The sequence below is a fragment of the Actinophytocola xanthii genome (genome assembly GCF_001921205.1).
Classification (GTDB): Bacteria; Actinomycetota; Actinomycetes; order Mycobacteriales; family Pseudonocardiaceae; genus Actinophytocola; species Actinophytocola xanthii.
Genome location: NZ_MSIE01000077.1, coordinates 24,094 through 49,411, shown reverse-complemented (window position 1 = coordinate 49,411; position 25,318 = coordinate 24,094). Strand labels below are relative to the sequence as shown.

At 71.6% G+C, this 25,318-nt stretch carries 20 protein-coding genes; 15 read left to right on the top strand and 5 right to left on the bottom strand.

Annotation, left to right across the window (positions count from 1 at the left end; all coding sequences use genetic code 11):
• Together BU204_RS41630 and BU204_RS32055 are read left to right on the top strand one after the other, a co-directional pair.
• On the top strand, positions 1-1,014 hold a 1,014-nt coding region (locus BU204_RS41630), incomplete at its 5' end, for an AAA family ATPase (RefSeq protein WP_143229899.1).
• Between the two features lie 10 nt (positions 1,015-1,024).
• Entirely contained in the window at positions 1,025-1,972 is a 948-nt protein-coding gene (locus BU204_RS32055) for a DNA double-strand break repair nuclease NurA (RefSeq protein WP_075129543.1), read from the top strand.
• 8 nt (positions 1,973-1,980) lie between these two features.
• On the opposite strand, the gene BU204_RS32050 is transcribed toward BU204_RS32055, so the two are convergent.
• Complete coding sequence (locus BU204_RS32050) at positions 1,981-2,475, bottom strand: ATP-binding protein (RefSeq protein WP_075129542.1); 495 nt, start codon at positions 2,473-2,475, stop codon at positions 1,981-1,983.
• A 380-nt stretch (positions 2,476-2,855) separates the two neighbouring features.
• On the opposite strand from BU204_RS32050, the gene BU204_RS32045 reads away from it, so the two are divergent.
• Positions 2,856-3,134 (top strand): hypothetical protein, encoded by a 279-nt coding sequence (locus BU204_RS32045; protein ID WP_075129541.1) that lies wholly within the window; start codon positions 2,856-2,858, stop codon positions 3,132-3,134.
• 8 nt (positions 3,135-3,142) lie between these two features.
• Here BU204_RS32045 and BU204_RS32040 read toward each other — a convergent pair whose 3' ends face one another.
• The gene (locus tag BU204_RS32040) at positions 3,143-3,781 is read right to left on the bottom strand and encodes a TetR/AcrR family transcriptional regulator (protein ID WP_075129540.1); all 639 of its coding nucleotides are present in this window, start codon (positions 3,779-3,781) and stop codon (positions 3,143-3,145) included.
• Positions 3,782-3,887: 106 nt separating this feature from the next.
• On the opposite strand from BU204_RS32040, the gene BU204_RS32035 reads away from it, so the two are divergent.
• The 12 genes from BU204_RS32035 (at position 3,888) to BU204_RS31980 (ending at position 23,652) form a co-directional block, all read left to right on the top strand.
• On the top strand, positions 3,888-5,381 hold the full coding sequence (locus BU204_RS32035; protein WP_075129539.1) for a flavin-containing monooxygenase: 1,494 nt from the start codon (positions 3,888-3,890) through the stop codon (positions 5,379-5,381).
• Positions 5,378-6,202, top strand: a complete 825-nt coding sequence (locus BU204_RS32030; protein WP_075129538.1) for an alpha/beta fold hydrolase — start codon at positions 5,378-5,380, stop codon at positions 6,200-6,202. The genes BU204_RS32035 and BU204_RS32030 overlap by 4 nt, the downstream gene beginning before the upstream one ends.
• Positions 6,203-6,248: 46 nt before the next feature.
• Positions 6,249-7,178: a hypothetical protein gene (locus BU204_RS32025; RefSeq protein WP_075129537.1), complete on the top strand. Its 930-nt coding sequence runs from the start codon at positions 6,249-6,251 to the stop codon at positions 7,176-7,178.
• A gap of 262 nt (positions 7,179-7,440) precedes the next feature.
• The gene (locus BU204_RS32020) at positions 7,441-9,492 is read left to right on the top strand and encodes a DNA gyrase/topoisomerase IV subunit B (protein ID WP_143229898.1); all 2,052 of its coding nucleotides are present in this window, start codon (positions 7,441-7,443) and stop codon (positions 9,490-9,492) included.
• Positions 9,493-9,520: 28 nt separating this feature from the next.
• Positions 9,521-12,007, top strand: coding sequence for a DNA gyrase/topoisomerase IV subunit A (locus BU204_RS32015; RefSeq protein WP_075129536.1), 2,487 nt, complete (start codon positions 9,521-9,523; stop codon positions 12,005-12,007).
• 3 nt (positions 12,008-12,010) lie between these two features.
• A complete protein-coding gene (locus tag BU204_RS32010) occupies positions 12,011-12,829 on the top strand; it encodes a class I SAM-dependent methyltransferase (RefSeq protein ID WP_075129535.1) in 819 nt (272 codons plus the stop codon).
• Between the two features lie 43 nt (positions 12,830-12,872).
• Positions 12,873-14,900, top strand: a complete 2,028-nt coding sequence (locus tag BU204_RS32005; RefSeq protein WP_075129534.1) for an amidohydrolase family protein — start codon at positions 12,873-12,875, stop codon at positions 14,898-14,900.
• A 305-nt stretch (positions 14,901-15,205) separates the two neighbouring features.
• Positions 15,206-16,483, top strand: coding sequence for an L-fuconate dehydratase (locus tag BU204_RS32000; RefSeq protein ID WP_075129533.1), 1,278 nt, complete (start codon positions 15,206-15,208; stop codon positions 16,481-16,483).
• A 24-nt stretch (positions 16,484-16,507) separates the two neighbouring features.
• On the top strand, positions 16,508-18,115 hold the full coding sequence (locus BU204_RS31995) for a sugar ABC transporter ATP-binding protein (RefSeq protein WP_075129547.1): 1,608 nt from the start codon (positions 16,508-16,510) through the stop codon (positions 18,113-18,115).
• A 34-nt stretch (positions 18,116-18,149) separates the two neighbouring features.
• A complete protein-coding gene (locus BU204_RS31990) occupies positions 18,150-19,151 on the top strand; it encodes an ABC transporter permease (protein ID WP_075129532.1) in 1,002 nt (333 codons plus the stop codon).
• Positions 19,152-19,154: 3 nt separating this feature from the next.
• Positions 19,155-20,138, top strand: coding sequence for an ABC transporter substrate-binding protein (locus BU204_RS31985; RefSeq protein ID WP_075129531.1), 984 nt, complete (start codon positions 19,155-19,157; stop codon positions 20,136-20,138).
• Positions 20,139-20,250: 112 nt separating this feature from the next.
• Positions 20,251-23,652, top strand: a complete 3,402-nt coding sequence (locus BU204_RS31980; RefSeq protein WP_075129530.1) for a glycosyl hydrolase family 95 catalytic domain-containing protein — start codon at positions 20,251-20,253, stop codon at positions 23,650-23,652.
• Positions 23,653-23,700: 48 nt separating this feature from the next.
• Here the strand turns inward: BU204_RS31980 and aroH are convergent, their stop codons facing one another.
• The 3 genes from aroH to BU204_RS31965 all read right to left on the bottom strand — a co-directional run bounded on the left by aroH (position 23,701) and on the right by BU204_RS31965 (position 25,258).
• Positions 23,701-24,063: a chorismate mutase gene (gene aroH, locus BU204_RS31975; RefSeq protein ID WP_075129529.1), complete on the bottom strand. Its 363-nt coding sequence runs from the start codon at positions 24,061-24,063 to the stop codon at positions 23,701-23,703.
• 27 nt (positions 24,064-24,090) lie between these two features.
• Positions 24,091-24,882, bottom strand: a complete 792-nt coding sequence (locus tag BU204_RS31970; RefSeq protein ID WP_075129528.1) for a TIGR03084 family metal-binding protein — start codon at positions 24,880-24,882, stop codon at positions 24,091-24,093.
• Positions 24,883-24,946: 64 nt separating this feature from the next.
• Positions 24,947-25,258, bottom strand: coding sequence for a DUF6235 family protein (locus BU204_RS31965; RefSeq protein WP_075129527.1), 312 nt, complete (start codon positions 25,256-25,258; stop codon positions 24,947-24,949).
• Between the last annotated feature and the right edge of the window lie 60 nt (positions 25,259-25,318).

Here is a 25,318-nt window from a genome sequence, read left to right as displayed (position 1 = left end):
GTGGACGCGGCGCTGGCCGAGCGCCAGGCCGCGGACGCCGCGGCCGAGGCCGCCCGCGCCAAGGCCAGGGCCGCTCGAACCGCCGTCGAGCGGGCCCAGCGCCAGCGCACCGAGCTGGTCGAGGAGGAGCGGCGGGCGTGGGCGGCGCTGCGGGCGGCACGCGACAGGTTCACGGCCGCGGGGGCGCCGCCGGTCGAGGGCGACGACCTGGCCAGGGCGTGGCAGGCCCTGCTCGACTGGGCCAGGGCACACCGCGAGGAGCTGTCCGGCCGGGTGGCCGAGCTGGAGCGGGCCGAGCAGGACCTGCGGGCCAGCGGCGGGGCCGCCCGGGCGACGCTGACCGAGCTGTTCGACCGGCACGGGATCGCGCTCCCCCGGGAGGCGAAGCCGGACGTCGTGCTGGCCACCCACCTGGCCGAGGCCCGGCGCGACCTCGACGATCTCCAGGCCCGCCGCTCCCGGTCGGCGGCGCTGGCCCAGGAGGTCGAGCAGTGCCGCGAGGAGGAGCGGGTCGCCCGCACGCTGGGCAACCTGCTCAAGTCCAACGGGTTCGAGGCCTGGCTCTGCGCCGAGGCACTGGACTCGCTGGTCACCGAGGCCTCGGAGATCCTCCTGCAGCTCTCCGGCGGGCAGTACGAGCTGCACCGCGCCGAGCGCAACGAGCTGGTGGTGATCGACCACAACGACGCCGGGACCCGGCGGCCGGTCAGCACGCTGTCCGGCGGGGAGACCTTCCAGGCCTCGCTTGCCCTCGCGCTGGCCCTGTCCCACCAGGTCGTCGGGCTCTCCGGGGGCAAGCGCGACCTCAACTCGATGTTCCTCGACGAGGGCTTCGGCACCCTGGACGAGGCGACGCTGGACACGGTCGCGGCCACGCTCGAGCGGCTCGCCGAGGAGACCGACCGGATGGTGGGGATCGTCACCCACGTCCCGGCCCTGGCCGAGCGGGTGCCCGTGCAGTTCGCGGTGACCCGGGACGGCGCGTCGTCGCGGCTGCGGCGGGTCGAGGTGTGAGGGTGGCGCCATGACCGCGTTGTTGTCGCCCCCGTCCTACACGGTGGACCCGTGGGACCCCGGCTACGGGGTCGCGCGGGGCGACGAGCTGGACGGTCGGGAGTCCTCGGCGACGCTGACCCTCGACCTGGAGCTGCCCGCCTCGCGGTGGCGCCCGCTGACGCCGCGGGAGGGCACGGTGCCGGGCTCGGTGCTGTTCCTCGACGGCGTGCGGCGCATCGACGCCCGGGTCTGGGTGCACGCCCGCGAACCCGAGCCGCAGCCCGGCGTCGTCGCCTCGCTCGCGGCCGGCCTGGTGTGCTGCGACGGCGCCGCCCGGATCGTGGACGTCGCCGTCGACCGCGGGCTCTACGCCGCCACCGGCGAGGACATCAAGACCCGGCACGCCACCTACGCCTTCCGCCACACCCCCGGCGGGCTGGACGCGTTGACCCTCGGCGTCCAGGGCCGGCTGGCGGCGCTGGAGGTGGAGCTGGCGACGGCCTGGCGACGGCACGGGAACGTCGAGGACGACCTGCTCGTGGTGGACGGCCCGCTGCGCGGCCGGACCCACCTCGCCCGCACGGTCGGCTACGTCAAGACCCACCAGAAGTCCTACCTGCAGGCCGAGCAGGCGGCGGTGGTGGCGGCGCTCGAGCCAGGACAGCGCAGCCCCGTGTTCGGCATGGGCACCTCCTGGGAGCGCACCTCCTGGTACCTGCGGCTGCCCGGCGCCGCTCGCGCGCCGTGGGCCGGGGTCGTGCGCCTGGAGTGCTCGGCGGACCTGCGCGCGGAGGAGGCGGCCGCGCTCGCCGACGTGACCGCGCTCGTCCTGCCCCGGCTGGCCAGCTCCCCGCACAAGGACCCGCGGGCCCCGCAGAACCTGGTGCCGATCGGCGGCCTCGAGCGCCAGCTCCGCCACCGGCTGGGCGACGCTGCCCTGCTGTACCGCTCGCTGCGGGCCGCGCTGGCCGCCTGAGCGGCGTCTCACAGGACCGCCCACACCGCCTTGCCGCCGGACCGGGTCGGCGAGCAGCCCCACACCGCCGCCAGCCGGTCGATGAGCACCAGGCCCCGCCGCCCCGTCGTGCCCGGGGTCGGCGGGACCATCAGGGGAGGTGCCGGGTCGTCGTCGTAGACCGCGACGGTCAGCAGGCCGTGGCGCAGCTCGAGGCGAACCGAGGGCGCGCTGTAGGTGTGCAGCAGGGTGTTCTCGACCAGTTCGTTGACCACCGTCACCGCGTCCAGCGCCTTGCCCACCTCGTCCCACTCCGCGCAGGTACGCAGGATGAACGCCCTGGCGAGCCGGGCGCTGACCAGGTCGTTGGGCAGGGTGAGCCGCGCGACGCGGCGCGGTGGCGGACGGCCCACCGCCGCGGCGGCGGCCGACACGGACGGGTGTACCGGCAGGTGGGCGCACGCCTCGTACCGGTCCAGCATCCTGCGGTGCTCGGCACGACCGGCGACCAGCAGCAGCGGCACACCCGGCCACTGGGCGAGCTGGTCGCCAACCGAGCGGAACAGCGACAGGGCGGAGTCGGCGGGATCTCGAGCCCGGCGAGGTCGACGATCACCGCGCTCGGCTCGCCGGCCCCGGTCCGCACCAGGGACTCGCTCAGCGCACCGCAGGCGAGTCCTTCGAGTACGCCGCGCGGCTCGAGCACGCACGCACCGGCGAGGTCGTGCTCCTCGACCCGTAGGCCGGCGCTGTTCATCGGCTCGTGTTCGGGTGCCTCATGGCACATCACGTCCTCCTGGTCGGAGTGCTGGCCTACCCGGGAGGCGGCGGGCGAAACATCGGTGGTTGGCCGCGGCTGGGCCGGGTATGCAGCGTGTCCGCCGACCGATGGAGGTGGTGGACGGTGTTACGGATAACGCCGGCGGCCGGAACGGCGATCAAGCGGCTCGTCGCGGGACGGAGCCGGGCAGGGCTTCGGGTACACGCCAGGGCGGGCGAGGGCAGGCTGTCCCTCTCGGTCGCGACGCTTCCCGAGGAGACGGACCTGGTGGTGACCGAGGCGACGACCGGCGCCCGGGTGCTGGTGGACTCCTCGACCGCCGAGTACCTGGCGGACAAGGTCCTCGACGTCGACGACTCGGTCACCGGCACGATCCGCTTCCAGCTCAGCGGCGGCACCTGACCCGCCGGCTACGGGTCCGTGGTCTGGTAGATCGCGTTGAGCCAGACCGTGTGCAGGACGTCCACCACGTCCTCGGCGGCGACGGTCGGGACGTCGTGGGCGAACGAGGAGTACAGCACCCGCTCGTTCATCGAGTTCAGCGCGATGGCCAGGTCCCGGGCCGGTAGGCCCGGCGGCGCGGCGCCGCGCACCCGCTCGCCCTCGATCGCGGCCGCCACGGCTTGGTTCCACGAGTCCATGACCCGCGACCACAGCTCGAGCACCTCGGTGTTGGTCAGCCGAACCTCCGCGCACGCCAGCGTGACCGCCGCGTGCGCGCCGAAGGTCCGGTGGAAGGTGGCGATGCAGTCGCGCCAGTAACGGGAGGGGTCGGCGGCCAGGATGTCCGCCGATACCGCGGCCAGCGCCGCGTCGGCCTCCTGGACCACGCCGTCCAGCAGCGCGAGCAGCACGGCGTCCTTGGAGGGGAAGTAGAAGTAGAACGTGGGCCGGGAGATCCCCGCGCCGCGGGCGAGGTCGTCGATGGAGATGTCGCGCATCGAGCGCTCGCCGAGCAGGCGCTCGGCGGTGGCCAGGATCGCGCCCTCGCGGTCGTCGCCGGAGGGCCGGGGGGAGCGCCGGCCGCGCTTCGACGTGGCGGGGCCCATGCCCGCAGGCTACCGCCGGCCGCCAGATCCGCTCAACACTGTGTTGACCCACTCGACACCCTGTCGATACCGTGGGTCGACGGCCCGGATCGTGGATGGGGACCACATGTCTGCTGCGACCTCCGTCGACCACGTCGACGTGCTGATCGTCGGTGCCGGCCTGTCCGGCGTCGGCGCCGCCTGCCACCTGCGGCGCGAGTGCCCCGACCGGCGGGTGGCGGTCCTGGAGGCGCGGGACGCGATCGGCGGCACCTGGGACCTGTTCCGCTACCCCGGCGTGCGGTCGGACTCGGACATGTTCACCCTCGGCTACTCGTTCCGCCCCTGGACCAAGTCCCGCACGATGGCCGACGGCACCTCCATCCGCGAGTACGTGCGGGACACCGCGCGCGAGTACGGCGTGGACGAGCTGGTCCGGTTCCGCCACCGCGTGCTGGGCGCCGAGTGGTCCAGCGAGGACGCCAGGTGGACCGTGCGCGCCCGGCACGAGCGCCCCGAGGGGAGCGAGGAGGTGACGATCACCTGCTCGTTCCTGTTCGTCTGCTCCGGCTACTACCGCTACGACCGGGGTTACACCCCGGAGCTCCCCGGCATCGAGGCGTTCGGCGGGACGGTGGTCCACCCCCAGCACTGGCCCGAGGACCTCGACTACGCCGGCAAGCGGGTGGTGGTGATCGGCAGCGGCGCCACCGCGGTGACGCTCGTGCCGTCGATGGCCGAGACCGCGGCCCACGTGACGATGCTCCAGCGCTCGCCGAGCTACGTCCTGGCGCTGCCGGCCATCGACCCGCTCGCCCGGATCCTGCGCGACCGGGTCCCCGGCCGGCTGCTCTACCCGCTCGTGCGGTGGAAGAACGTGCTCGGCGCACAGGCGGCGTACCAGCTCTCCCGGCGGGCGCCCACGCTCATGAAGGCCCTGCTGCGCAGGGGCGCGCTGCGGCTGCTGCCCGCCGGCTTCGACGTCGACACGCACTTCCGGCCCCGCTACCAGCCGTGGGACCAGCGCATGTGCTTCGTCCCCGACGGCGACCTGTTCGCCGCGCTGCGGGAGGGACGGGCGTCGGTCGTCACCGACCGGATCGCCGGCTTCACCGCCGGCGGGGTGAGGCTGGAGTCCGGCACCGAGCTGCCCGCCGACATCGTGGTCACCGCGACCGGCCTGAACCTGCTGCCGATCGGCGGTATGTCACTCACCGTCGACGGCGACCCGGTCGAGCTCGGGAACACCCTCGCCTACAAGGGGATGATGCTCTCCGGGGTGCCCAACTTCGCGCTCACGATCGGGTACACCAACGCCTCCTGGACCCTCAAGAGCGACCTGGTGGCCCGGTACGTCTGCCGGCTGCTCAAGCACATGGCGGCGCGCGGCCTGCGGGTCGCGACGCCCACCCCGCCCCCGGGCACCGCGGCCACCGTGCCGCTGGTCGACTTGCGCTCCGGGTACGTCCTGCGCAGCGTCGAGGGCCTGCCCAAGCAGGGGGCGGCCGCACCGTGGCGGCTCTACCAGAACTACCCGCGGGATGTCCTGCTGATGCGCTACGGCCCGGTGGACGACGACATGGCGTTCCGCAGCTCCGTCCTCAGTGGACGGACTGGATGACCGAGGTCCGGGTGGACGGCCTGCGGGTGCGTTACCGGGTCACCGGGGACGGCCCGCCCGTGCTGCTGCTGCACGGCATCGCCCGCAGCCTCGAGGACTGGACCGAGCAGCACCAGCTGCTCGAGGGGTTCCGGGTCTACAGCGTCGACCTCCCCGGCTTCGGCGAGTCCGACCCGCTGCCCGGCCGGGCCACGCTGCCGCCCTACGCCGAGCACGTCCGCGGCTTCCTCGACGCGGTCGGCGAGCGGCAGCCGGTGCACGTGGTCGGCAACTCGCTCGGCGGGGCCGTCGCCATGCTGCTCGCCCTGCGCCACCCCGACCGGGTGCGGAGCATGGTGCTGGTGGCCAGCGCCGGCTTCGGTCGGGAGGTCACGATCGCGCTGCGCCTGCTCGCGCTGCGCCCGGTCGGCCGGCTGCTGCTGCGGCCTTCGCGCGCCGGCGCGCGCCGGATGGAACGCGCGCTCTTCCGTGACGGGTCGTTCGTGACCGAGGAACGGGTGGAGCGCTCCCTCGCCTTCGCCCGTCGCCCGCACGGGGCGCGGGTGATGCTGGAGCTGTGCCGGTCGCTGGGCACCTTCCGTGGGGTGCGGCCCGGCTGGCGGGAGCTGCTGCTGACCGCGACCGCGCGGGCGGGTGCGCCGACCCTGGTCGTGTGGGGCTCGCACGACCTGATCCTCCCGGCGGCGCACCTGGCGGAGGCGAGGACGCTGCTGCCGCACGTGCGTACCCACCTGTTCCCGGACACCGGGCACATGCCCCAGATCGAGCGGGCGGAGGAGTTCGCCGCGCTCGTCCAGAAGTTCTGGGCCGAGGGGGACTGAGAGGTTTCGGCTGGGCTCCTGGCCCACCGACGGGTACGGTGCCCGCATGTCGCGTTCCGGCCCCTACCAGGGCGAACCAGACTGGCAGCCCGGGTACCGGCCGCGGCAGGGGCAGCGGCCGCAGGACTACGGGCCGCCGGAGGGCTACGGCCAGCAGGAGACCTACGGGCGCGCGCAGGGCTATGGGCCGCCGCAGGGCTACGGCCGGTCGGAGGGCTACGGTTCTCGGGAGGGCGGCTCTCGGGAGGGCTACGGGCCGTCCGGCGGGTTCGAGCGGTACCACGGTGAGCCGTACCCGCCCGAGAGGCGGCAGCGCCCGCCAGCGCCGCCTCCGCGGCAGGCCTATGACGACGACGGCCCACGGTTGCGGCTGCCCGGGCTGGGGCTGCTGCTCACCCTGCTCGGCCTCGTCGTGCAGGTGCTGAGCCTGCTCGTGCTGCCATGGGTCTCCGCGTCGGCCACCGGTGGCGAGTCCGTGCCGCTGCCCGAACTGTGGGACCTGGTCACCGGGGTCGGGGCGAGCGGGTTCGGGGGCTGGTACGTGTTCCTGTTCAGCTACCCGCTCGCCGCGCTGGGCATCCTGCTGGCGCTGGTGTCGGTACTGGAGTCGGTGGCGATGAAGGTGGTCTGGGCCGGCCTCGCCATCCTGGGCGTCGGGTACCTCGTGCTGCGCTACGGCCTGCTCGAGCTGTTCGGCGACGGCGGGCCCGACCTCTCCCGCGCGGAGATCATCACCGTGGGCGTCGCGGTGGGCGTGCTGGTTCTGGTGATCTTCATGCTGCGCACGGCGATGGCGATGTTCCGGCGGGTCGCCGGGCTGGTGCTGCTCGCCCTGGCCGCGGTGCACGTGCTCGCCGTCCGCGACTTCGCCGGTGACCCCGCCACGCTGGACATCGGGGCCTACGGCCCCGCGCTGGGCTTCGTGCTCAGCGGGGTCGCGGCCCTGGTCGGCCCCCGGCGCCTCACCCCCGGGTGAGATCGCCCGCCAGGGAAAGGTCCGAACAGGACCGGTCGGCCTCACCCAGCGTGACCGCGGCCGGCGCGCGCGCCGAGCAGGGCCTATCGTGGAGATACCGAGGCGAAAGCGCAGGTCAACTCGGAGGCCGTGGCCGAACCCGCGGACCGGCCCCGGCGAATGCACGGGATTGTCGGGCCGTGCCGATACCCTCGTCTACGGTGGTGCCGCGCCGCCGGTGGGTGGCCGGAGCAGGGCGTGGCGAGGGACACAGGAGCTGACGGTGACTGCGGAGACGGTGTACGGGGCCGACGATCTGACGCATCTCGAGGGACTCGAGGCGGTGCGCAAGCGGCCGGGCATGTACATCGGGTCCACCGACAGCCGCGGCATCAACCACCTCTTCAACGAGATCGTCGACAACTCGACCGACGAGGGCGTCGCCGGCCACGCCACCAAGGTCGTGGTGACCCTGCACGCCGACGGCAGCGTCCAGGTCGACGACGACGGCCGCGGCATCCCCACTGGCGTCCACGCCAAGTCCAAGCTCTCCGGCGTCGAGCTCGTGCTGACCAGGCTGCACGCCGGCGGCAAGTTCGGCGGCTCCGGCTACAAGACCTCCGGCGGCCTGCACGGCGTCGGCGCCTCCGCGGTCAACGCGCTGTCCCACCGGTTCGACGTCACGGTCAAGCGCGAGGGCAAGGTCCACCAGATGTCGTTCGCCCGGGGCGTGCCCGGCGAGTTCGACGGTCCCGGCCCCAAGGCCAAGTTCACCAAGCGCTCCGGCCTCCAGGTGGTCCGGAAGATGAAGCGGGGCGAGGCCACCGGCACGTCCACCCGCTACTGGTACGACGCCCGCTACTTCGAGAACGGCGCCGCGCTCGACGTCGAGGCCGTGCGGGCCAAGCTGCGCAACACCGCCTTCCTGGTGCCCGGCGTGACCTACGTGCTGCGCAACGCCACCGACGGTGCCATCGGGGAGGAGACGTTCTCCTACCCCAACGGCCTCGCCGACATGGTGGACTTCCTCGCGCCGTCGGACGAGAAGGCGGTCTCCGGCACCCTGATGATCACCGGTGAGGGCACCTACCGGGAGAACGCCGCCGACGAGAACGGCGTCATGCAGTCCAAAGTAGAGCGTCGGGCGGAGGTGGAGGTCGCGCTGCGCTGGGGCACGGGCTACGAGCGCACCGTCGAGTGCTTCACCAACACCATCCGGAACGTGCACGGCGGGACCCATCGCCGCGGGTTCGACCGCGCGGTGCTCAAGGCCGTGCAGGACGCCATCGGGCGCACCCGCGGGATGCTCAAGCCCAAGGAGGACCCGCCGACGCTGGAGGACGTCCAGGAGGGCATGACCGCGGTCGTGCACGTCCGGCTGCCGGAGCCGCAGTTCACCTCGCAGACCAAGGACGAGCTGTCCACCGCCGGCATCACCCGGGTGCTGCAGGGCATCGTCGAGCAGCAGATCAAGGCCTGGACCGAGAACCGCAAGACCAAGACCGAGGCCAAGACGGTCCTGCAGAAGATCGTCGACGCGTCCCGGGTGCGGCTCGCCCAGAAGCAGCAGAAGGACGCGGCCCGGCGCAAGACCGCGCTCGAGGGCGCCGCCATGCCGGCCAAGCTCGTCGACTGCCGTGCCACCGGCATCTCCCGCAGCGAGCTGTTCCTCGTCGAGGGCGACAGCGCACTGGGCAGCGCCCGGCACGCCAGGGTGTCGGAGTACCAGGCCCTGCTCCCGCTGCGCGGCAAGATCCTCAACGTGCAGAAGGCGAGCCTCGCCGACACCCTGCGCAACGCGGAGATCGCCTCGATCGTCCAGGTGCTCGGCGCGGGAAGCGGACGCACGTTCGACCTGCCGGCCATGCGCTACGGCCGGGTGATCCTGATGGCCGACGCCGATGTGGACGGTTCGCACATCCGTACGCTGCTGATTACCCTGTTCGCCCGCTACATGCGGCCGGTGATCGAGGACGGCCGGCTGTTCGCCGCCATGCCGCCGCTGCACAAGATCACCACCAAGGGCAAGAACCCGCAGACCTACTTCACCTTCACCCAGCGCGAGATGGAGACCAAGCTCGCCGAGCTGGAGAAGGCCGGCAAGCAGATCGTCACGCCGGTGCCCCGGTTCAAGGGGCTCGGCGAGATGGACGCCGACGAGCTGTGGGACACCACGATGAACCCGGCGACCAGATCGGTACGCCGGATCACCCTCGACGACGCCGAGGCCGCGGAGGCGGCGTTGGAGTTGCTGATGGGGGAGAAGGTCGAACCCCGGCGGGCCTGGCTGGTGGAGTCCTCGGCCCGCGTGGACCAGTCCGCGATCGACATCTGAGCACAGCGACGACAGGGCAGGATCGAGAATGGCACGCCGCAAGGCCCGCACGACCCGGGTCGACCCCGCCGCGTTCGACCGGGCGGGCGCGCAGGTCTTCGACAACTCACTGAAGACCGAGATCGAGGACTCCTATCTGGAGTACGCCTACTCGGTCATCCACTCCCGCGCCCTCCCCGACGCCCGGGACGGCCTCAAGCCCGTACACCGCCGCATCCTCTACTCGATGCACGAGAACGGCTACCGGCCCACCCACGCCTACGTGAAGTCCTCCCGCGTGGTCGGCGACGTCATGGGCCGCTACCACCCCCACGGCGACATGGCGATCTACGACGCCATGGTCCGGCTGGCCCAGGACTTCTCGATGAACGCCCCGCTCATCGACGGGCATGGCAATTTCGGCTCCCCGGACGACGGCCCGGCGGCCAGCAGGTACACCGAGTCGAGGCTTTCGCCCGAGGCGATGTTGCTGGTGGGGGAGCTGGGCGAGGAGACCGTCGACTTCCGGCCGAACTACGACGGGTCGCTGGCCGAGCCGGTCGTACTCCCGGCGGCCTTCCCGAACCTGCTGGTGAACGGAACCTCCGGGATCGCCGTGGGCATGGCGACCAACATGATCCCGCACAACCTCGGTGAGGTCATCGGGGCCGCGCGGTGGCTGATCAACCATCCCAACGCGACACTCGACAAGCTGATGGAGTTCGTCCCGGGGCCCGACCTGCCGACCGGGGGCATGCTGCTCGGCCTCGACGAGGTCCGCCGCGCCTACGAGACCGGTCGCGGCGTCGTCCGCATGCGGGCCAAGGTCGAGATCGGCCCGCTGGAGGGGAGCCGGGGGAGGCAGGCCATCACGGTCGTCGAGCTGCCCTACGCGGTCGGCCCGGAGAAGATCATCGAGAAGATCACCGACGAGGTGACCAAGTCCAAGCGCCTCACCGGGATCGCCGACGTCAAGGACCTCACCGACGGTGAGAACGGCACCCGTCTGGTCATCGAGTGCAAGGTCGGGGTCAACCCGCAGGCGCTGCTGGCCGATCTCTACCGGCTGACGCCCATGGAGCAGTCCTTCGGCATCAACAACCTCGTCCTGGTCGACGGGCAGCCGCAGACCCTGGGGCTCAAGGCCCTGCTCGAGGTCTTCCTCCGCCACCGCTACGAGGTCGTCACCCGCCGCACCCGCTTCCGCCGGCGCAAGCGCGAGGAGCGGCTGCACCTGGTCGAGGGTCTGCTGATCGCCCTGCTGGACATCGACAAGGTGATCCGGCTGATCCGCAACAGCGAGAACGCCGCCGAGGCCAAGGAAGGCCTGATGAAGCGGTTCAAGCTCTCCGAGATCCAGGCCACCTACATCCTCGACACCCCGCTGCGCCGGCTCACCAAGTACGACCGGATCGAGCTGGAGGAGGAGCAGGAGCGGCTGCGGGCCGAGATCGCCGAGCTCTCCAAGATCCTCGACGACGAGTCCGTGCTGCGCAAGCTCGTCTCCACCGAGCTCGCCAAGGTCGCCAAGGACCTCGCCGTCGAGCGCAGGACCGCGCTGATCGACGGCGACCTCAAGGAGGTGCTCGCCGCCTCCAAGCCGGCCGGCCCGCTCGAGGTGGCCGACGACCCCTGCCAGGTGCTGCTGTCGGCCACCGGCCTGGTGGCCAGGACGGCCGCGGAGTCCGAGGAGGCGACCGAGGCGCGCCGGCGCAGCGGACGCGCCAGGCACGACGCGGTGGCGGCGCTGGTGCACACCACGGCCCGCGGGCAGATCCTCGTGGTCACCAGCCGCGGCCGGGCGTTCAAGACTGACGTGCTCCCGCTGCCGGTGCTGCCCGAGCACGCCGGCACGGTCTCGCTCGGCGGCGGCATGGCGGCCAGCGAGCTGGTACCGCTGGAGAAAGGTGAGCGGGTGGTCGGCATCGCCCCGCTCGGCGAGCGGGCCGAGGGCTCGCCCGGGCTCGCCCTGGGCACCCGCTCGGGCATGGTGAAGGTCTGCTCGCCCGACTGGCCGGTGCGCTCCGACGAGTTCGAGGTCATCGGCCTCAAGGGCGACGACGAGGTCATCGGCGCGACCTGGCTCACCGACGGCACCGAGACCTGCGTGTTCCTGTCCTCGGACTCCTCGCTGCTGCGCTACCCCGCCTCGCTCGTTCGCCCGCAGGGCCTCAAGGGCGGCGGCATGACCGGGGTCAACCTCGCCCCCGGCGAGCAGGCCGTGTTCTTCGGCGCGGTGCGGACCGACGACGACGAGCACGGCGAGCCGATGGTGGTCACCGCCACCGGGCAGAGCGTCAAGGTCACCCCGTTCGCGAAGTACCCGGCCAAGGGCAGGGCGACCGGCGGCGTGCGGACCCACCGGTTCCTCAAGGGCGAGACCAGGCTGATGCTGGCCTGGGTCGGTCCGCGCCCGGCCGGGATGGCCCGCAACGGCTCGTCGGTCGAGCTGCCCGAGCCCGATCCGCGCCGCGACGGCTCGGGCACCGCGCACCCCGGTCCGGACGTGGTCGGGCGGCTGGTCGAGCGGAGCTGACACGTGGGGAAGCCGGAGAGCCCGCCGGCCGGCGACGGTGCCGTCCGCGCGCTCGCCGAGCACTACTCCGGCTCCGCCGGGGACTACGAGCGGCGGTGGGCGGGGTTGCTGAACCCGGCGAGCCTGCGGTTGCTCGAGGAGTTGCCGCTGACGCGGGCCGGCGCCGTGCTCGACCTGGGCTCGGGGGTCGGCACCTTGCTGCCGGCGTTGCGCCGGCACGCGCCCGAGGCGCTCGTGGTCGCGGCCGACCGCGCCGCGGGGATGGTGCGCCGCGCCCCGGCCGCTTTCCCGCGCCTGGTCGCCGACGCGGCGCGGCTGCCGTTCGCCGGCGGGGCGTTCGACGTCGTCGTGCAGGCGTTCATGCTCTTCCACCTGCCCGAGCCGGCGGCGGGGGTGCGTGAGGCACATCGGGTGCTGCGCCAGGGCGGCGCGCTCGGCGTCGCCGTGTGGGGCCCTGAGACCCCGGTGCCGGCGCTGGAGATCTGGAACGAGGAGCTGGACCGGCACGGCGCGCCCTCGGATTCCTCGCTGTTCAGCCGGCACGCGGTGGTCGACAGCGAGGACAAGCTGTCCACCCTGCTCGGCGGCTCGGGGTTCGGCGAGATCCGGGTCCTGCGCGTGCCGTGGTCCTACCATCCGGATCTGGAGGAGTTCGTCGGGCACCGCCGGACGCTCGGCGTCACCTCGCGCAGGCTGTCCCGAATGCCGGGGGCGGCGCGCGAGGTGTTCCTCGAGGCGGTCCGCGACCGCCTGGCCGGGCTCACGCCGGACGCGTTCGCCCACAGCCGCGACATCCTCCTGGCGCACGCCAATCGCCGCTGATCAGCCGATTGACTCGGTCCCAGTCCCGGGTGAGGGTGGATCGGTGACGTCCTACCGCGCGCGGGTTCTGGGTGTGGTCTCGGCGGTGCTCCTCGCCGGGGTGGTGAGTGCGCCGGCGCCGGTCGCGGTCGCACAGACCGATGTCACGGCGCTCGACGGCGCCTGCGTCGCCCTGCGCGCGCCGTCCGGGAAGTACGTCGTGCGCAACGCGCTCGGCGGGTACCAGGCCACCGGCGCCGGGCCCACGCAGCCGTTCCGCCTGCAGGGCACGGGTTCCTCGACCTACCTGCTGTACGGGACCGGCGAGGACTTCCTCGGCACCGGGCTCGGCACGCTCGGCGTGCTCTCGGCCAGGGCCGCGGGGCCGAGCACGGACTGGCGGCTCGCCGCGGGCTCCGGCGACACGGTCACGATCACCTCGGTGTCGACCAACCGGCAGCTCGCGGTGGACCCGCTGCTCGCCACGCTCGCGCTGCGGACCACAGCCACCCCGTTCACGCCGGAACCGGCGTCGGGATGTGCCGACGCGCCCGAGGCGGACCTCAACATCGAGGGCACCCCGTTCACCGGCACCACGCCCGACGGCGAGGTGCGCGGGGTCGTCGACCTGCACAACCACCTGACCGCGTTCGAGTTCATCGGCGGCGAGATCCACTGTGGACAACCGTGGAGCCGGTACGGGATCACCGACGCGCTGGTCGACTGTCCCGACCACGAGCCGAACGGGCTCGGTGCCTGGTGGGAGAACCTGGCCGGCGGCGGCTACCCGACGTTCACCCACGACACGCGGGGCTGGCCCACGTTCCGCGACTGGCCCAAGCACAACTCGTGGACCCACGAGGCCTCCTACTACCGGTGGCTGGAGCGCGCGTGGCGGGGCGGGTTGCGTGTCTACACGAACCTGTTCGTGAACAACGCGGCGCTGTGCGAGATCTACCCGTTGAAGCGCAACCCGTGCGAGGACATGGCTTCGGTCCGGCTGCAGGCGCAACGGATCTACGAGCTACAGGACTTCATCGACACCCAGTGGGGCGGTCCGGGCCGGGGCTGGTTCCGGATCGTGACCGACCCTGCGCAGGCGCGGGAGGTCATCGAGCAGGGCAAGCTCGCGGTGGTGCTGGGCGTGGAGGTGTCCCAGCCGTTCGGCTGCGGGATCCGCGACGGGCAGCCGCTGTGCGACCGCGCGGACATCGACGCCGGCCTGGACGAGCTGTACGACCTGGGCGTGCGCCGGATGTTCGTCTGCCACAAGTTCGACAACGCGCTGTGCGGCGTGCGGTTCGACGCGGGCACCTCGGGCTTTGTCGTGAACGCGGCGAACTTCTACTCCACCGGCCGGTTCTGGGAGGCACAGCGGTGCACCGGGCCAGCCAGCGACAACACGATCGCGGTGGAGAGCGACGTGCTGGCCGGGCCGCTGCAGGCGTTGCTGCCGCCGGGCGTGACGCTGCCGGTGTACCCGAGTGCCCCGCACTGCAACGTGCACGGCCTGACCGACCTCGGTCGCTACGCGATCGAGGGGATGATGGCCAGGGGCATGCTGATCGACGTCGACCACATGAGCGTGAAGGCCATGGACGAGGCGTTGGACCTGTTGGAGGCGAACGAGTATCCCGGCGTGGTGTCGAGCCATTCGTGGCTGGACCCGAGCTTCTACCCGCGCATCCTGTCCCTGGGCGGGGTGGCCGGCCCGTACGGTCACGGCACCGCGCAGTTCGTGCGGGAGTGGCGCACGATCCGCGCCGCCGCCGACCCCCGCTACCCGTTCGGCACCGGCGCGGGGTTCGACACCGGCGGCTTCGGCCACCAACCCCCGCCGCGCGCGGATGCCGCCGCGCACCCCCTGGAGTACCCGTTCGAGACCTTCGACGGCGGTTCCACAGTGGACCAGCAGCACACCGGCGAACGGGTCTACGACCTGAACGTCGACGGCATGGCCCACTACGGCCTGCTCCCCGACTGGCTGGCGGACCTGCGCCTCGCGGCCGGCGCCGACGGCGAGCAGGTCACCGCGGACATGGCGCGCGGGGCCGAGACCTACCTTCAGACCTGGGAACGCGCCACCCCCTGACCCGGTCCGCTCACCTGACCTGGCCCCGGTGGCGTCCGGGGGTGTAGCCGAGCGCTCGGCGGCAGTGTCGGGTTCGCGCTTGCACCCGCGGTCCTCACGCCGAGGTCGCCGTGGCGCTGCTGGAGGGGTTGCGCAGGTTCCCGCTGAGCTTTGGGTCCGAGAGATCGGACGAATGAGCGGTTTGCGTGGGCGAGTGGTCACGGTAAGTTGCAGTGTGTGGCGAGCCGTGATCGCAGCCTTGACTCCCTATACATCGGATGTCTAACCTCCCGAGCAGATCTCGCCCCCCGGAGCAGGAGAGCGTCGTGACTCGCATCGTTGCGCTGGACACGAGTGACGTGCGATTCCCCACGTCACTGACGTTGGACGGGTCGGACGCCATGAACCCCGACCCCGACTACTCGGCGGCCTACGTCCGCCTCCGAACCGACGCACCCGACGGGCTCGAGGGCCACGGGTTCGTCTTCACGATCGGCCGCGGCAACGACGTGCAGGTCGCCGCGATCCGTGCGCTCGCACCCCACCTCGTGGGCCGCGACGCCGAGGAGCTGCTGGCCGACCTCGGCGGGGTATGGCGGGAGCTGGTCCACGACTCACAGCTGCGCTGGCTCGGCCCCGAGAAGGGCGTCATGCACATGGCGGTCGGGGCGGTGGTCAACGCCCTGTGGGACCTCAAGGCGAAGCGCGCCGAGCGGCCGCTGTGGAAGCTGCTGGCGGCCATGTCCCCCGAGGAGTTGGTCGACCTGGTCGACTTCCGCTACCTCACCGACGCGCTGACCCGCGAGGAGGCGCTGGAGATCCTGCGCGCCGCGGAGCCCGGCCGGGCCGAACGGGAGGCGGCGCTGCTGGCGCGGGGCTACCCCGCCTACACCACCACGCCGGGCTGGCTCGGGTACGACGACGCCAAGCTCGCCCGGCTCTGCCGGGAGGCCGTCGCCGACGGGTTCGGTCAGATCAAGCTCAAGGTCGGTGCCGACCTCGGTGAGGACATCCGACGAATGGCCATCGCCAGGGAGGTGTGCGGGCCGGACATCCGGATCGCGGTGGACGCCAACCAGCGATGGGAGGTCGACGAGGCCATCGGGTGGGTGAAAGAGCTCGAGCGGTTCGACCTGGCCTGGATCGAGGAGCCCACCAGCCCCGACGACGTCCTCGGGCACGCCGCGATCGCCCGGGGGGTCGCGCCGGTGCCGGTGGCCACCGGCGAGCACGCAGCCAACCGGATCATGTTCAAGCAGTTCCTGCAGGCCGGTGCGCTCCAGGTGCTCCAGCTCGACGCGACCCGGGTCGCCGGGGTCAACGAGAACCTCGCGATCCTCCTGCTGGCCGCCAAGTTCGGCGTCCCGGTCTGCCCGCACGCGGGCGGGGTGGGGCTCTGCGAGGTCGTCCAGCACCTGGCGATGTTCGACTTCGTCGCGGTGTCCGGCACGACCGAGAACCGGATGATCGAGTTCGTGGATCACCTGCACGAGCACTTCGTCACCCCGGTCGAGGTGACCGGCGGGCGATACCGTGCCCCGAAGGCGCCCGGCGCGGGTGCCCAGCTACTCGAGGAATCCATTGTGGAGTACACCCATGGCTGAGACCGACGGGAAGGAGGCGAGGTGGTGACCAGTACCACGAGGCCCCCGACCGCCTCGCTGCCCCTGCTCGAGGTGGTCGGGGTGAACAAGTCCTTCCCCGGGGTGCGGGCGCTGTCGGACATGCGCCTCGACCTGCGCGCGGGCGAGGTCCTCGCGCTGGTCGGCGAGAACGGCGCGGGCAAGTCCACGCTGATGAAGTTGCTCTCCGGCATCTACACCCCGGACACCGGCACGTTCTCCCTGGACGGCGAGCAGCTGGAGATCACCGGGCCCAAGCACGCCACCGAGCTCGGGATCAGCATCATCCACCAGGAGTTCAACCTGGTGCCGCACCTCACCGTCGCGCAGAACATCTTCATCGGCCGCGAGCCGCGGCGGATGCGGCTGCTGCTCGACGAGCGTCGGCTGGTCCGCGAGGCGCGGGAGCTCATCGAACGACTGCACCTGCCGCTCGACCCGACCGCCGTCGTGGGCGACCTGACCGTGGCGAACCAGCAGATGGTCGAGATCGCCAAGGCGCTGTCATACGACCCCCGGGTCCTGATCATGGACGAGCCGACGGCGGCGCTCAACGACGTCGAGGTCGAGACCCTGCACGACCTGATCCGGCGGTTCGTCCGGCCGGAGACCGGCGTCATCTACATCTCCCACCGCATGGAGGAGATCAAGCGGATCGCCGACCGGGTGACGGTCATCCGGGACGGGCAGTACGTCGACACGGTGGACGTCGGGTCCACCAGCACCCGGGAGATCATCGCGATGATGGTCGGCCGGATGCTGGCCGACGGCGCGGGCCCGCGGGGCGTCCGGCCCGACCGCGAGGTGCTGCTCGAGGTGACCGGCCTGTCGACAAGGACCCTGCTCAAGGGCGTCTCGTTCGACCTACGGGCGGGGGAGATCCTCGGGTTCGCGGGTCTGATGGGGGCCGGCCGGACCGAGACCGCGCGGGCCATCGTCGGTGCCGACCCGGTCGACGCCGGCGTGATCACCCTGCGGGGCGAGCAGATCCGCGTCGGGCATCCGGCCGATGCGGTCCGCCACGGCATCGGCTACCTGTCCGAGGACCGCAAGCGCTACGGCCTGCTGCTCGACAAGGACGTCAAGGCGAACGTCACGCTCGGCGCGCTGCGCGAGAAGTTCACCACGGCCGGGTTCATCCACGACCGGGCCGCTCGGGCGAGGGCGAGCGAGTACGTCGGTTCGCTGCGCATCAAGACGCCCTCGGTGGACCAGACGACGAAGTTCCTCTCCGGGGGGAACCAGCAGAAGGTCGTCATCGCGAAGTGGCTGGCGCGTGACTGCGACATCCTGATCTTCGACGAGCCGACCAGGGGCATCGACGTCGGTGCCAAGGAGGAGATCTACCAGCTGCTCAACGAGCTCGCCGAGCGGGGGAAGTCGATCATCATGATCTCCTCGGAGCTGCCCGAGGTCCTGCGGATGTCCCACCGCGTGGTGGTGATGAGCGAGGGCCGGGTGACCAGGATCCTCGACGCCGGCGAGGCGACCCAGGAGAGCATCATGCACTACGCCACGCTGCGTCCGGACGAGAACGTCGAGGACGCGGTGGAGCTCGGGCTCGACCCCGTCGACACCGGTGCGGCGGAGGCGGAAGAGGAAGGGAAGCCATGACCAGGGCCGACGTACGCGCAACCGCGGAGGCGCCATGACCGCCCTCGAGACGCCGCCACGCGAGTCGGTGGCCGGCGGCGGCTTCGCCGCGGTCGCCAAGGGACGGCTGCAGCAGCTGCTGGCGTTCGCCAGCCTGATCGCGATCTTCGCGTTCTTCTCGGTGGCGAGCCCGTTCTTCTTCACCTACGGCAACTTCACCGCGATCCTGTTCTCGACGGTCGTCATCGGAACGCTGGCGATCGGCACCACCTTCGTCATCATCACCGGCGGTATCGACCTGGCGGTCGGTACCGGGATGGCCCTGTGCGCGGTGATGTCCGGCGTGTTCATCGTCAACATGGACTTACCACTGGTCGTTGGTCTGGTCGCGACAGTCCTCTTCGGAGGAATGATGGGACTGATCAACGGCATCAACATCGCCCTGCTGAAGATCCCGCCGTTCATCGCGACCCTCGCGATGATGCTCGTGGCGGAAGGGCTCGCGCTGGTGGTGTCGGACAGCGCCCCGATCTACTTCAGCGAGGAGCCGAGCTACACCAAGATCTCCACCGGGAACCTCATCCCCGGCGTGGAGTTCCCGAACGCGGTGCTGGTGCTGATCGTCGTGGCGGTCATCGCCGGCGTGCTGCTCACCAAGACCGTGCTCGGCCGCTACACCTACTCGATCGGCAGCAACGAGGAGGCAACCGCGCTGTCGGGCATCGACGTGCGCAAGTGGAAGATCGCGATCTACGCGTTCGCCGGACTGTTCACCGGCCTCGCCGGAATCATGATCTCCGCCAGGCTCGGGTCGGCCCAGCCCGCGACCGGCATGGGCTACGAGCTCCAGGCGATCGCCGCCGTGGTCATCGGGGGAACCTCCCTGTCCGGCGGCAAGGGCTCGATCCTCGGCACGCTCATCGGCGCGCTGATCATCTCCACGCTGAACAACGGACTACAGATCATGTCCATCCCGCAGGAGTGGCAGAACGTCATCCTCGGCTGCGTGATCCTCGTAGCCGTCTACACCGACATTCTCCGAAAGAAAGAGGCCTGATCAATGAAGATTCGGAAGGCCGGCGCCATCATGGCCGGTGCCGCCCTGGCACTCTCGCTCACCGCGTGCGGTGAGGACGGCGGCAACGCCGGCGGAGGTGGTGGTGGCGGGAACGGCGAGCAGCCGTACATCGCGATCGTGTCCAAGGGCTTCCAGCACCAGTTCTGGCAGGCGGTCAAGAACGGCGCGGAGGAGGAGGCCGAGAAGCAGGGCGCACGCGTCACCTTCGTCGGCCCGCCGACCGAGTCGGACGTCGAGGAGCAGATCAACATGCTCACCAACGACCTCGCCAAGTCGCCGGCCGCCATCGGCTTCGCCGCGCTCGACAGCCAGTCCGCCGAGCCCCTGCTCCAGCAGGCGAAGTCGCAGAACATCCCGGTTATCGCCTTCGACTCCGGTGTGGACAGCGACGTTCCGGTGACCACGGTCAGCACGGACAACAAGGCCGCCGCGGCCGAGGCCGCCAAGCACATGTCCGAGCTCGTCGGTGGCAAGGGCAAGGTCGCGCTGGTCGTCCACGACCAGACCAGCAAGTCCGGTACCGACCGGCGCGACGGCTTCATGGAGTGGATGGAGCAGAACGCACCCGACATCGAGGTGCTCGAGCCGCAGTACGGCGGTGGCGACCAGCTGGAGTCGGCCAACATCACCAAGTCGATCATCTCGGCGAACCCCGACCTCAAGGGCATCTACGCCGCCAACGAGGGCTCCGCGATCGGCGTCATCAAGGGTGTCGAGGAGAGCGGCAAGACCGGCCTGAAGCTGGTCGGCTTCGACTCGGGCAAGGCCCAGGTGGACGCGATCCGTGACGGCTCCATGGCCGGCGCGGTCACCCAGGACCCGGTCAACATGGGCCGCGAGCTCGTGATCGCCGCGATGAAGGCGATCGACGGCGAGGAGCTGCCGAAGTCCATCGACACCGGCTTCAAGTGGTACGACAAGAGCAACATCGACGACGCCGAGATCAAGGCGGTCCTCTACGAGTGATCCACCGGCGGCGGCCGGGCCCGGATGGGCCCGGCCGCTCCGCTCTTCTCTACCGCACAACCAGCTGCACACCCTGCTATCAGCGGTTTCGTGTCGTGACAGAGGAGTCGTGATGACGAGCAAACGCTTACGCGAGAGGACGACGAGGGCATTGGCGGCGGTGGTGGTCGCGACCACCGCGCTCGCCGGAACCGCGTTGGTCGCAGGCAGCGCCTCGGCTTCCGAAGGGGGGCAACGCCACGGCCACGGTGGGGGCGGCGGCGGTCGCGATGCTGACCTGACGCTGTGGTACGACGAGCCGGCCACCGACTGGGAGTCCCAGTCACTGCCGGTCGGCAACGGCGCGCTGGGGGCCAACATCTTCGGCGGCGTGCAGTCGGAGCTGGTGCAGTTCAACGAGAAGACGCTGTGGACCGGGGGCCCGGGTTCACCCGGCTACGACTTCGGCAACTGGCGCGAGCCCCGCCCGGGCGCCCTCGAGGCGGTCCAGGACCGGATCTGGGCGCAGGGCCAGGCCGACCCGGAGTGGGTCGCCGACCAGCTCGGCCAGCCCAAGACCGGCTTCGGCGCCTACCAGCTCTTCGGTGACCTCCGGCTGACCCAGCCGACCGCGCCCGGCGAGGTGACCGGCTACCGCCGCGACCTCGACATCGCCGAGGGCGTCGCGGGGGTCGGCTACACCGCCGACGGCGTCCGGCACTCGCGCGAGTACTTCGCCTCCGGCGAGGACCACGTCATCGTGGCCAGGATCTCGGCGGACCGGCCGGGCCAGGTCGGGTTCACCGCCTCGGTCAGCGCGCCGGACAACCGGTCCCGGAACATCACCGCGCGCGGCGGCCGGATCACCTTCGCCGGCGCGCTCAACGACAACGGGATGCGGTTCGAGTCGCAGATCCAGGTGCTCAACGAGGGTGGTCGGCGCACCGACAACGCCGACGGCTCGGTGACCGTCAGCGGGGCGGACGCGGTCACGCTGCTCCTCGCCGCCGGCACCGACTACTCGACCGAGTACCCCACCTACCGCACCGGCCGCGACCCGCACCAGGAGGTCACCCAGCGCGTGGACCGGGCCGCCGGCAAGGGGTTCGGCCGGCTGCGCTCGGCGCACGTGTCCGACTACCGGGAGCTCTTCGACCGGGTGAGCCTGGACATCGGCCAGGAGATGCCCGACATCCCGACCGACGACCTGCTCCGGGCCTACCGCGACCCGGCCACCCCGGCGGCGCACCGCAAGGCCCTGGAGGCGCTGTACTTCCAGTACGGCCGCTACCTGCTGATCGGGTCCTCGCGGCCGGGTTCGCTGCCGGCCAACCTGCAGGGCGTCTGGAACAACTCGACGTCCCCGCCGTGGAGCGCGGACTACCACGTGAACATCAACCTGCAGATGAACTACTGGCCGGCGGAGACGACGAACCTGTCCGAGACCACGGCGCCGCTGTTCGACTACGTCGACTCCCTGGTGCCGGCCGGTGAGGTCACCGCCCGGGAGATGTTCGGCAACTGGGGCTGGGTGGTGCACAACGAGACCAACCCGTTCGGCTTCACCGGGGTGCACGACTGGGCGACCGCGTTCTGGTTCCCCGAGTCCGGCGCTTGGCTCGCCCAGCACTACTACGAGCACTACCTGTTCACCCGGGACGAGCGGTTCCTGCGTGAACGGGCCTACCCGATGCTCAGGTCGCTCTCCGAGTTCTGGATGGACGAGCTGGTCGTCGACCCGCGGGACGGCAAGCTCGTGGTCACCCCGAGCTACTCGCCCGAGCAGGGGCCGTTCTCGGCCGGCGCCTCGATGTCCCAGCAGATCGTGTGGGACCTGCTGACCAACACCGTCGAGGCGGCGAACACGCTCGGGGACCGGGCGTTCGCCGCAGAGGCGAAGGCCACGCTCGACCGGTTGGACCCGGGCCTGCGGGTCGGCTCGTGGGGTCAGCTGCAGGAGTGGAAGCTCGACTGGGACGACCCGAACAACGAGCACCGGCACGTGTCGCACCTGTTCGCACTGCACCCCGGCCGCCAGATCACTCCTCGGCGCGACCCGGAGCTGGTCGAGGCGGCGCGGACCTCGCTGGAGGCCCGGGGTGACGGCGGCACCGGGTGGAGCAAGGCCTGGAAGATCAACTTCTGGGCTCGGCTGCTGGACGGCAACCACTCCCACCTGATGCTCTCCGAGCTGCTGAAGACCAGCACGCTGGACAACCTGTGGGACACCCATCCGCCGTTCCAGATCGACGGCAACTTCGGCGCGACCGCGGGCGTGGCCGAGATGCTGCTGCAGAGCCACACCGGCGTGGTGGACGTGCTGCCGGCCCTGCCCGACCAGTGGGCCGACGGGTCGGTCCGCGGCCTGCGGGCGCGCGGCGACGTGACGGTCGACGTCGACTGGACCGGTGGCACGCCGACCCGGATCCAGCTCGCCGCCGGTCGTTCCGGCCCCATCACGGTGTCCTCGGACCTGCTCGCCGGCCGCTACGAGGTGGTCGACTCGCGAGGCCGTCCGGTCCGGGTCACCGAGGCCGACGGCACCATCACGATCGCGGCGCAGCGAGGCCGGAGCTACGTTCTCCGAGCACTCGCCTCGGTGCGGGTCGAGGCGCCGGACGCGGCGCTCGCCCAGACCCCGTTCGACCTCGAGGTGACGGTCTCGGCACTGCACCGCACGCTGCCGGCCGGCCGGCTGGCCGTGACCCTGCCCGAGGGCTGGACGGCGGAGCCGGTCGCGGTCGAGGTCCCGGCGCTCCGCCCGGGCCGCTCGCGGACGTTCACGATCGCGGTGACGCCGCGGGCCGGGCAGAGCGAGTTCGAGCCGCTGGCGGTCACACTGACCGGGCAGGGGTGGCGGCACACCGGTCGGACCGGCGTGTCGATCGAGCCGCTGCCGCCCTGCCCGGTGCCGCCGGCCGACACCCCGCTGGTGGCCTGGGACCCGTCCGCGGGGTCCGGTGTGGAGGACCTCTCGGCGAACGGCAGGGACGCGACGGTCCGGGGTAGCGCGACCTACGACAGCACGGCGCCCACCGGGAGCGGCGCCGTCCTGGACGGCGACACCTACCTCGCCACCGCCCCGACCTCGCTCGGCTTCCTCCGCCAGGCGACGTTCGCGACCGAGGTGAAGGTCTCCGGCGCCGGCTACCGCCGCCTGTTCGACTGGCAGCGCAGCGGCGACCCGGGCACCGACGGCGTGCTGATCGACCTGACCCCATCGGACCAGCTGCGGTTCATCGGGTCGGGCACGGGCACGACGACCTCGGCGGTGGTCCCGCGCGACCGGTGGGTCGACCTCGTGGTCACGATGACCGACGCGGGCGAGCTGGCCGTCTACGTCGACGGGGTACGGGCCGGGACCGGCTCGGTGCCCGACGACGGCATCAACGGCTGCGCCACCCGGGAGCTGCGCTTCGGTGCGGACCAGGGCGGCGGTCAGCGGCTGACCGGCTCGGTCGACCGGACAGCGATCCTGCCGGTCGCCCTGAGCGCGGCCGAGGTCCCGAGGTGGCGGGACCACGCGTTCGGCTGAGCCGACGCACCGAGGCGGTGTGCCGCCCCCACCGGGGCGGCACACCGCCTACGCGGCCAGGTCGGGTCGCAGTGCGGCCGCGCCGCGCAGGTACACGTGCCGGATCGCCGCCCGCGGGCGGTCGCTCTCCACGTGGGCGAGCAGCCGGACCACCCGCCGCGGGGCGTGCGGAACGTCGATCTCGGTGGCGCACAACAGGGGCAGGTCGGTCAGCCCGAGCGCCCGGGCGGCCGCGGCGGGGAAGCCGCTGGTCAGGTCTGGTGTCACGGTGAACACGACGCTGATCAGGTCATCCGGGTCCAGCCCGTTGCGCCCGATCACCTCGGTGAGCAGCTCGGTCGTGCCCTCGGCGATGAGGGCCGGGTCGTCCCGGTCCACCTGGGTCGCGCCGCGGACGGCTCGGACCGACATGTGCCCGCTCCCGGGTCCGCCTCGGCCTCAGGCCGAGAACTGGCCCGGTCGGCGGCCCTCGCCGGCCGGCCCGCGGTAGGCCTGGGCGATGTCCAGCCAGTGGTCGGCGTCGGCGCCGACCGCCGTCAGGGCGAGGTCGTCGCGGTGCCGGCGCCGGGTGACCAGCAGGCAGAAGTCCTCGGCGGGACCGCTGATCCGCTGCTCGGCGTCGGCGGGACCGAACTCCCAGATCTCCCCGGAGGGTGCGGTGAGCTCGTAGCGGAACCGCACGTCCGGCGGGGTCAGCCCGCGTGACTGGTAGCCGAAGTCCCAGGTGAGCGTGGCGAACCAGGCGAGGTTCCAGAGCCGGTCGGTGCGGGTTCGGGTCACCGCGAGCGCGTCGGCGATGTCCTGACCGTGCCCGAACAGCTCCATGATTCCCGCGCAGGCCAGCACCGCCGGCGGCAGCGGGCGGACCAGCCACGGCACGACCTGGTCGGCCGGCACCGCGGCCAGCGCCTTGATCGCCCCGTCCCGCTCGGCCCGCCAGCGGGTGAGCAGCACCTCCGGCTGGTCGTCGAGGTACTCACGCAGGGCGCCGTTCACCGCCGCCTCGAAGTCCTGGCCGACCTTGGCCGTCATCGCGGTGAACAGCTCTGGGTCGGCGGCGGCGGTCCCGGCCAGCCGGAAGATGAAGGCCAGGTGGGCGACCTGGTGGGCGACCGTCCAGCCGGGGGCCGGCGTCGGCCGCTGCCAGCCGGCCGCGTCGAGACCGGCGACGAGCTGGTCGACCTCGTTCGCCTCCGCGGTCAGGTCGGAGATCACGTCCCGCTGGATCACGTGTCTGTCCTCTCGCCCGGTGTCAGGTCCGCCTCAAGCATGACCGGGCGGGGAACGCGGAGTCTTATCCGCAGATGCCCTGTCGGGGCCCGCAGGCGCCGATGTGCACGACGCCGAAGGAGTCGAAGCAGTTGACCCGGATCTTCACGACCAGGTCGTCGCGCACGATCACGAACAGCTCGCTCGGCCGCTGGAAGTCGTCCACGATGCGGTACCGGCGGAACAGGGAGCCGTCGAGCATGGCGAACAGCGCCTCGTACACGGCGTTCTTCTGGGACTGGGAAGCGGTCTGCGTCCACTCCTCGAGCACCTCGAGGCCGGTCTCCATCCGAAAACGGGAGCGGGGAAGCGCACCGCCCACGTCGTGTTCTCTCATGGCATTCGCCTCATCTGTACGGAAGACGTCGGATTCCTTATCCATAACGCCGTTGTACTT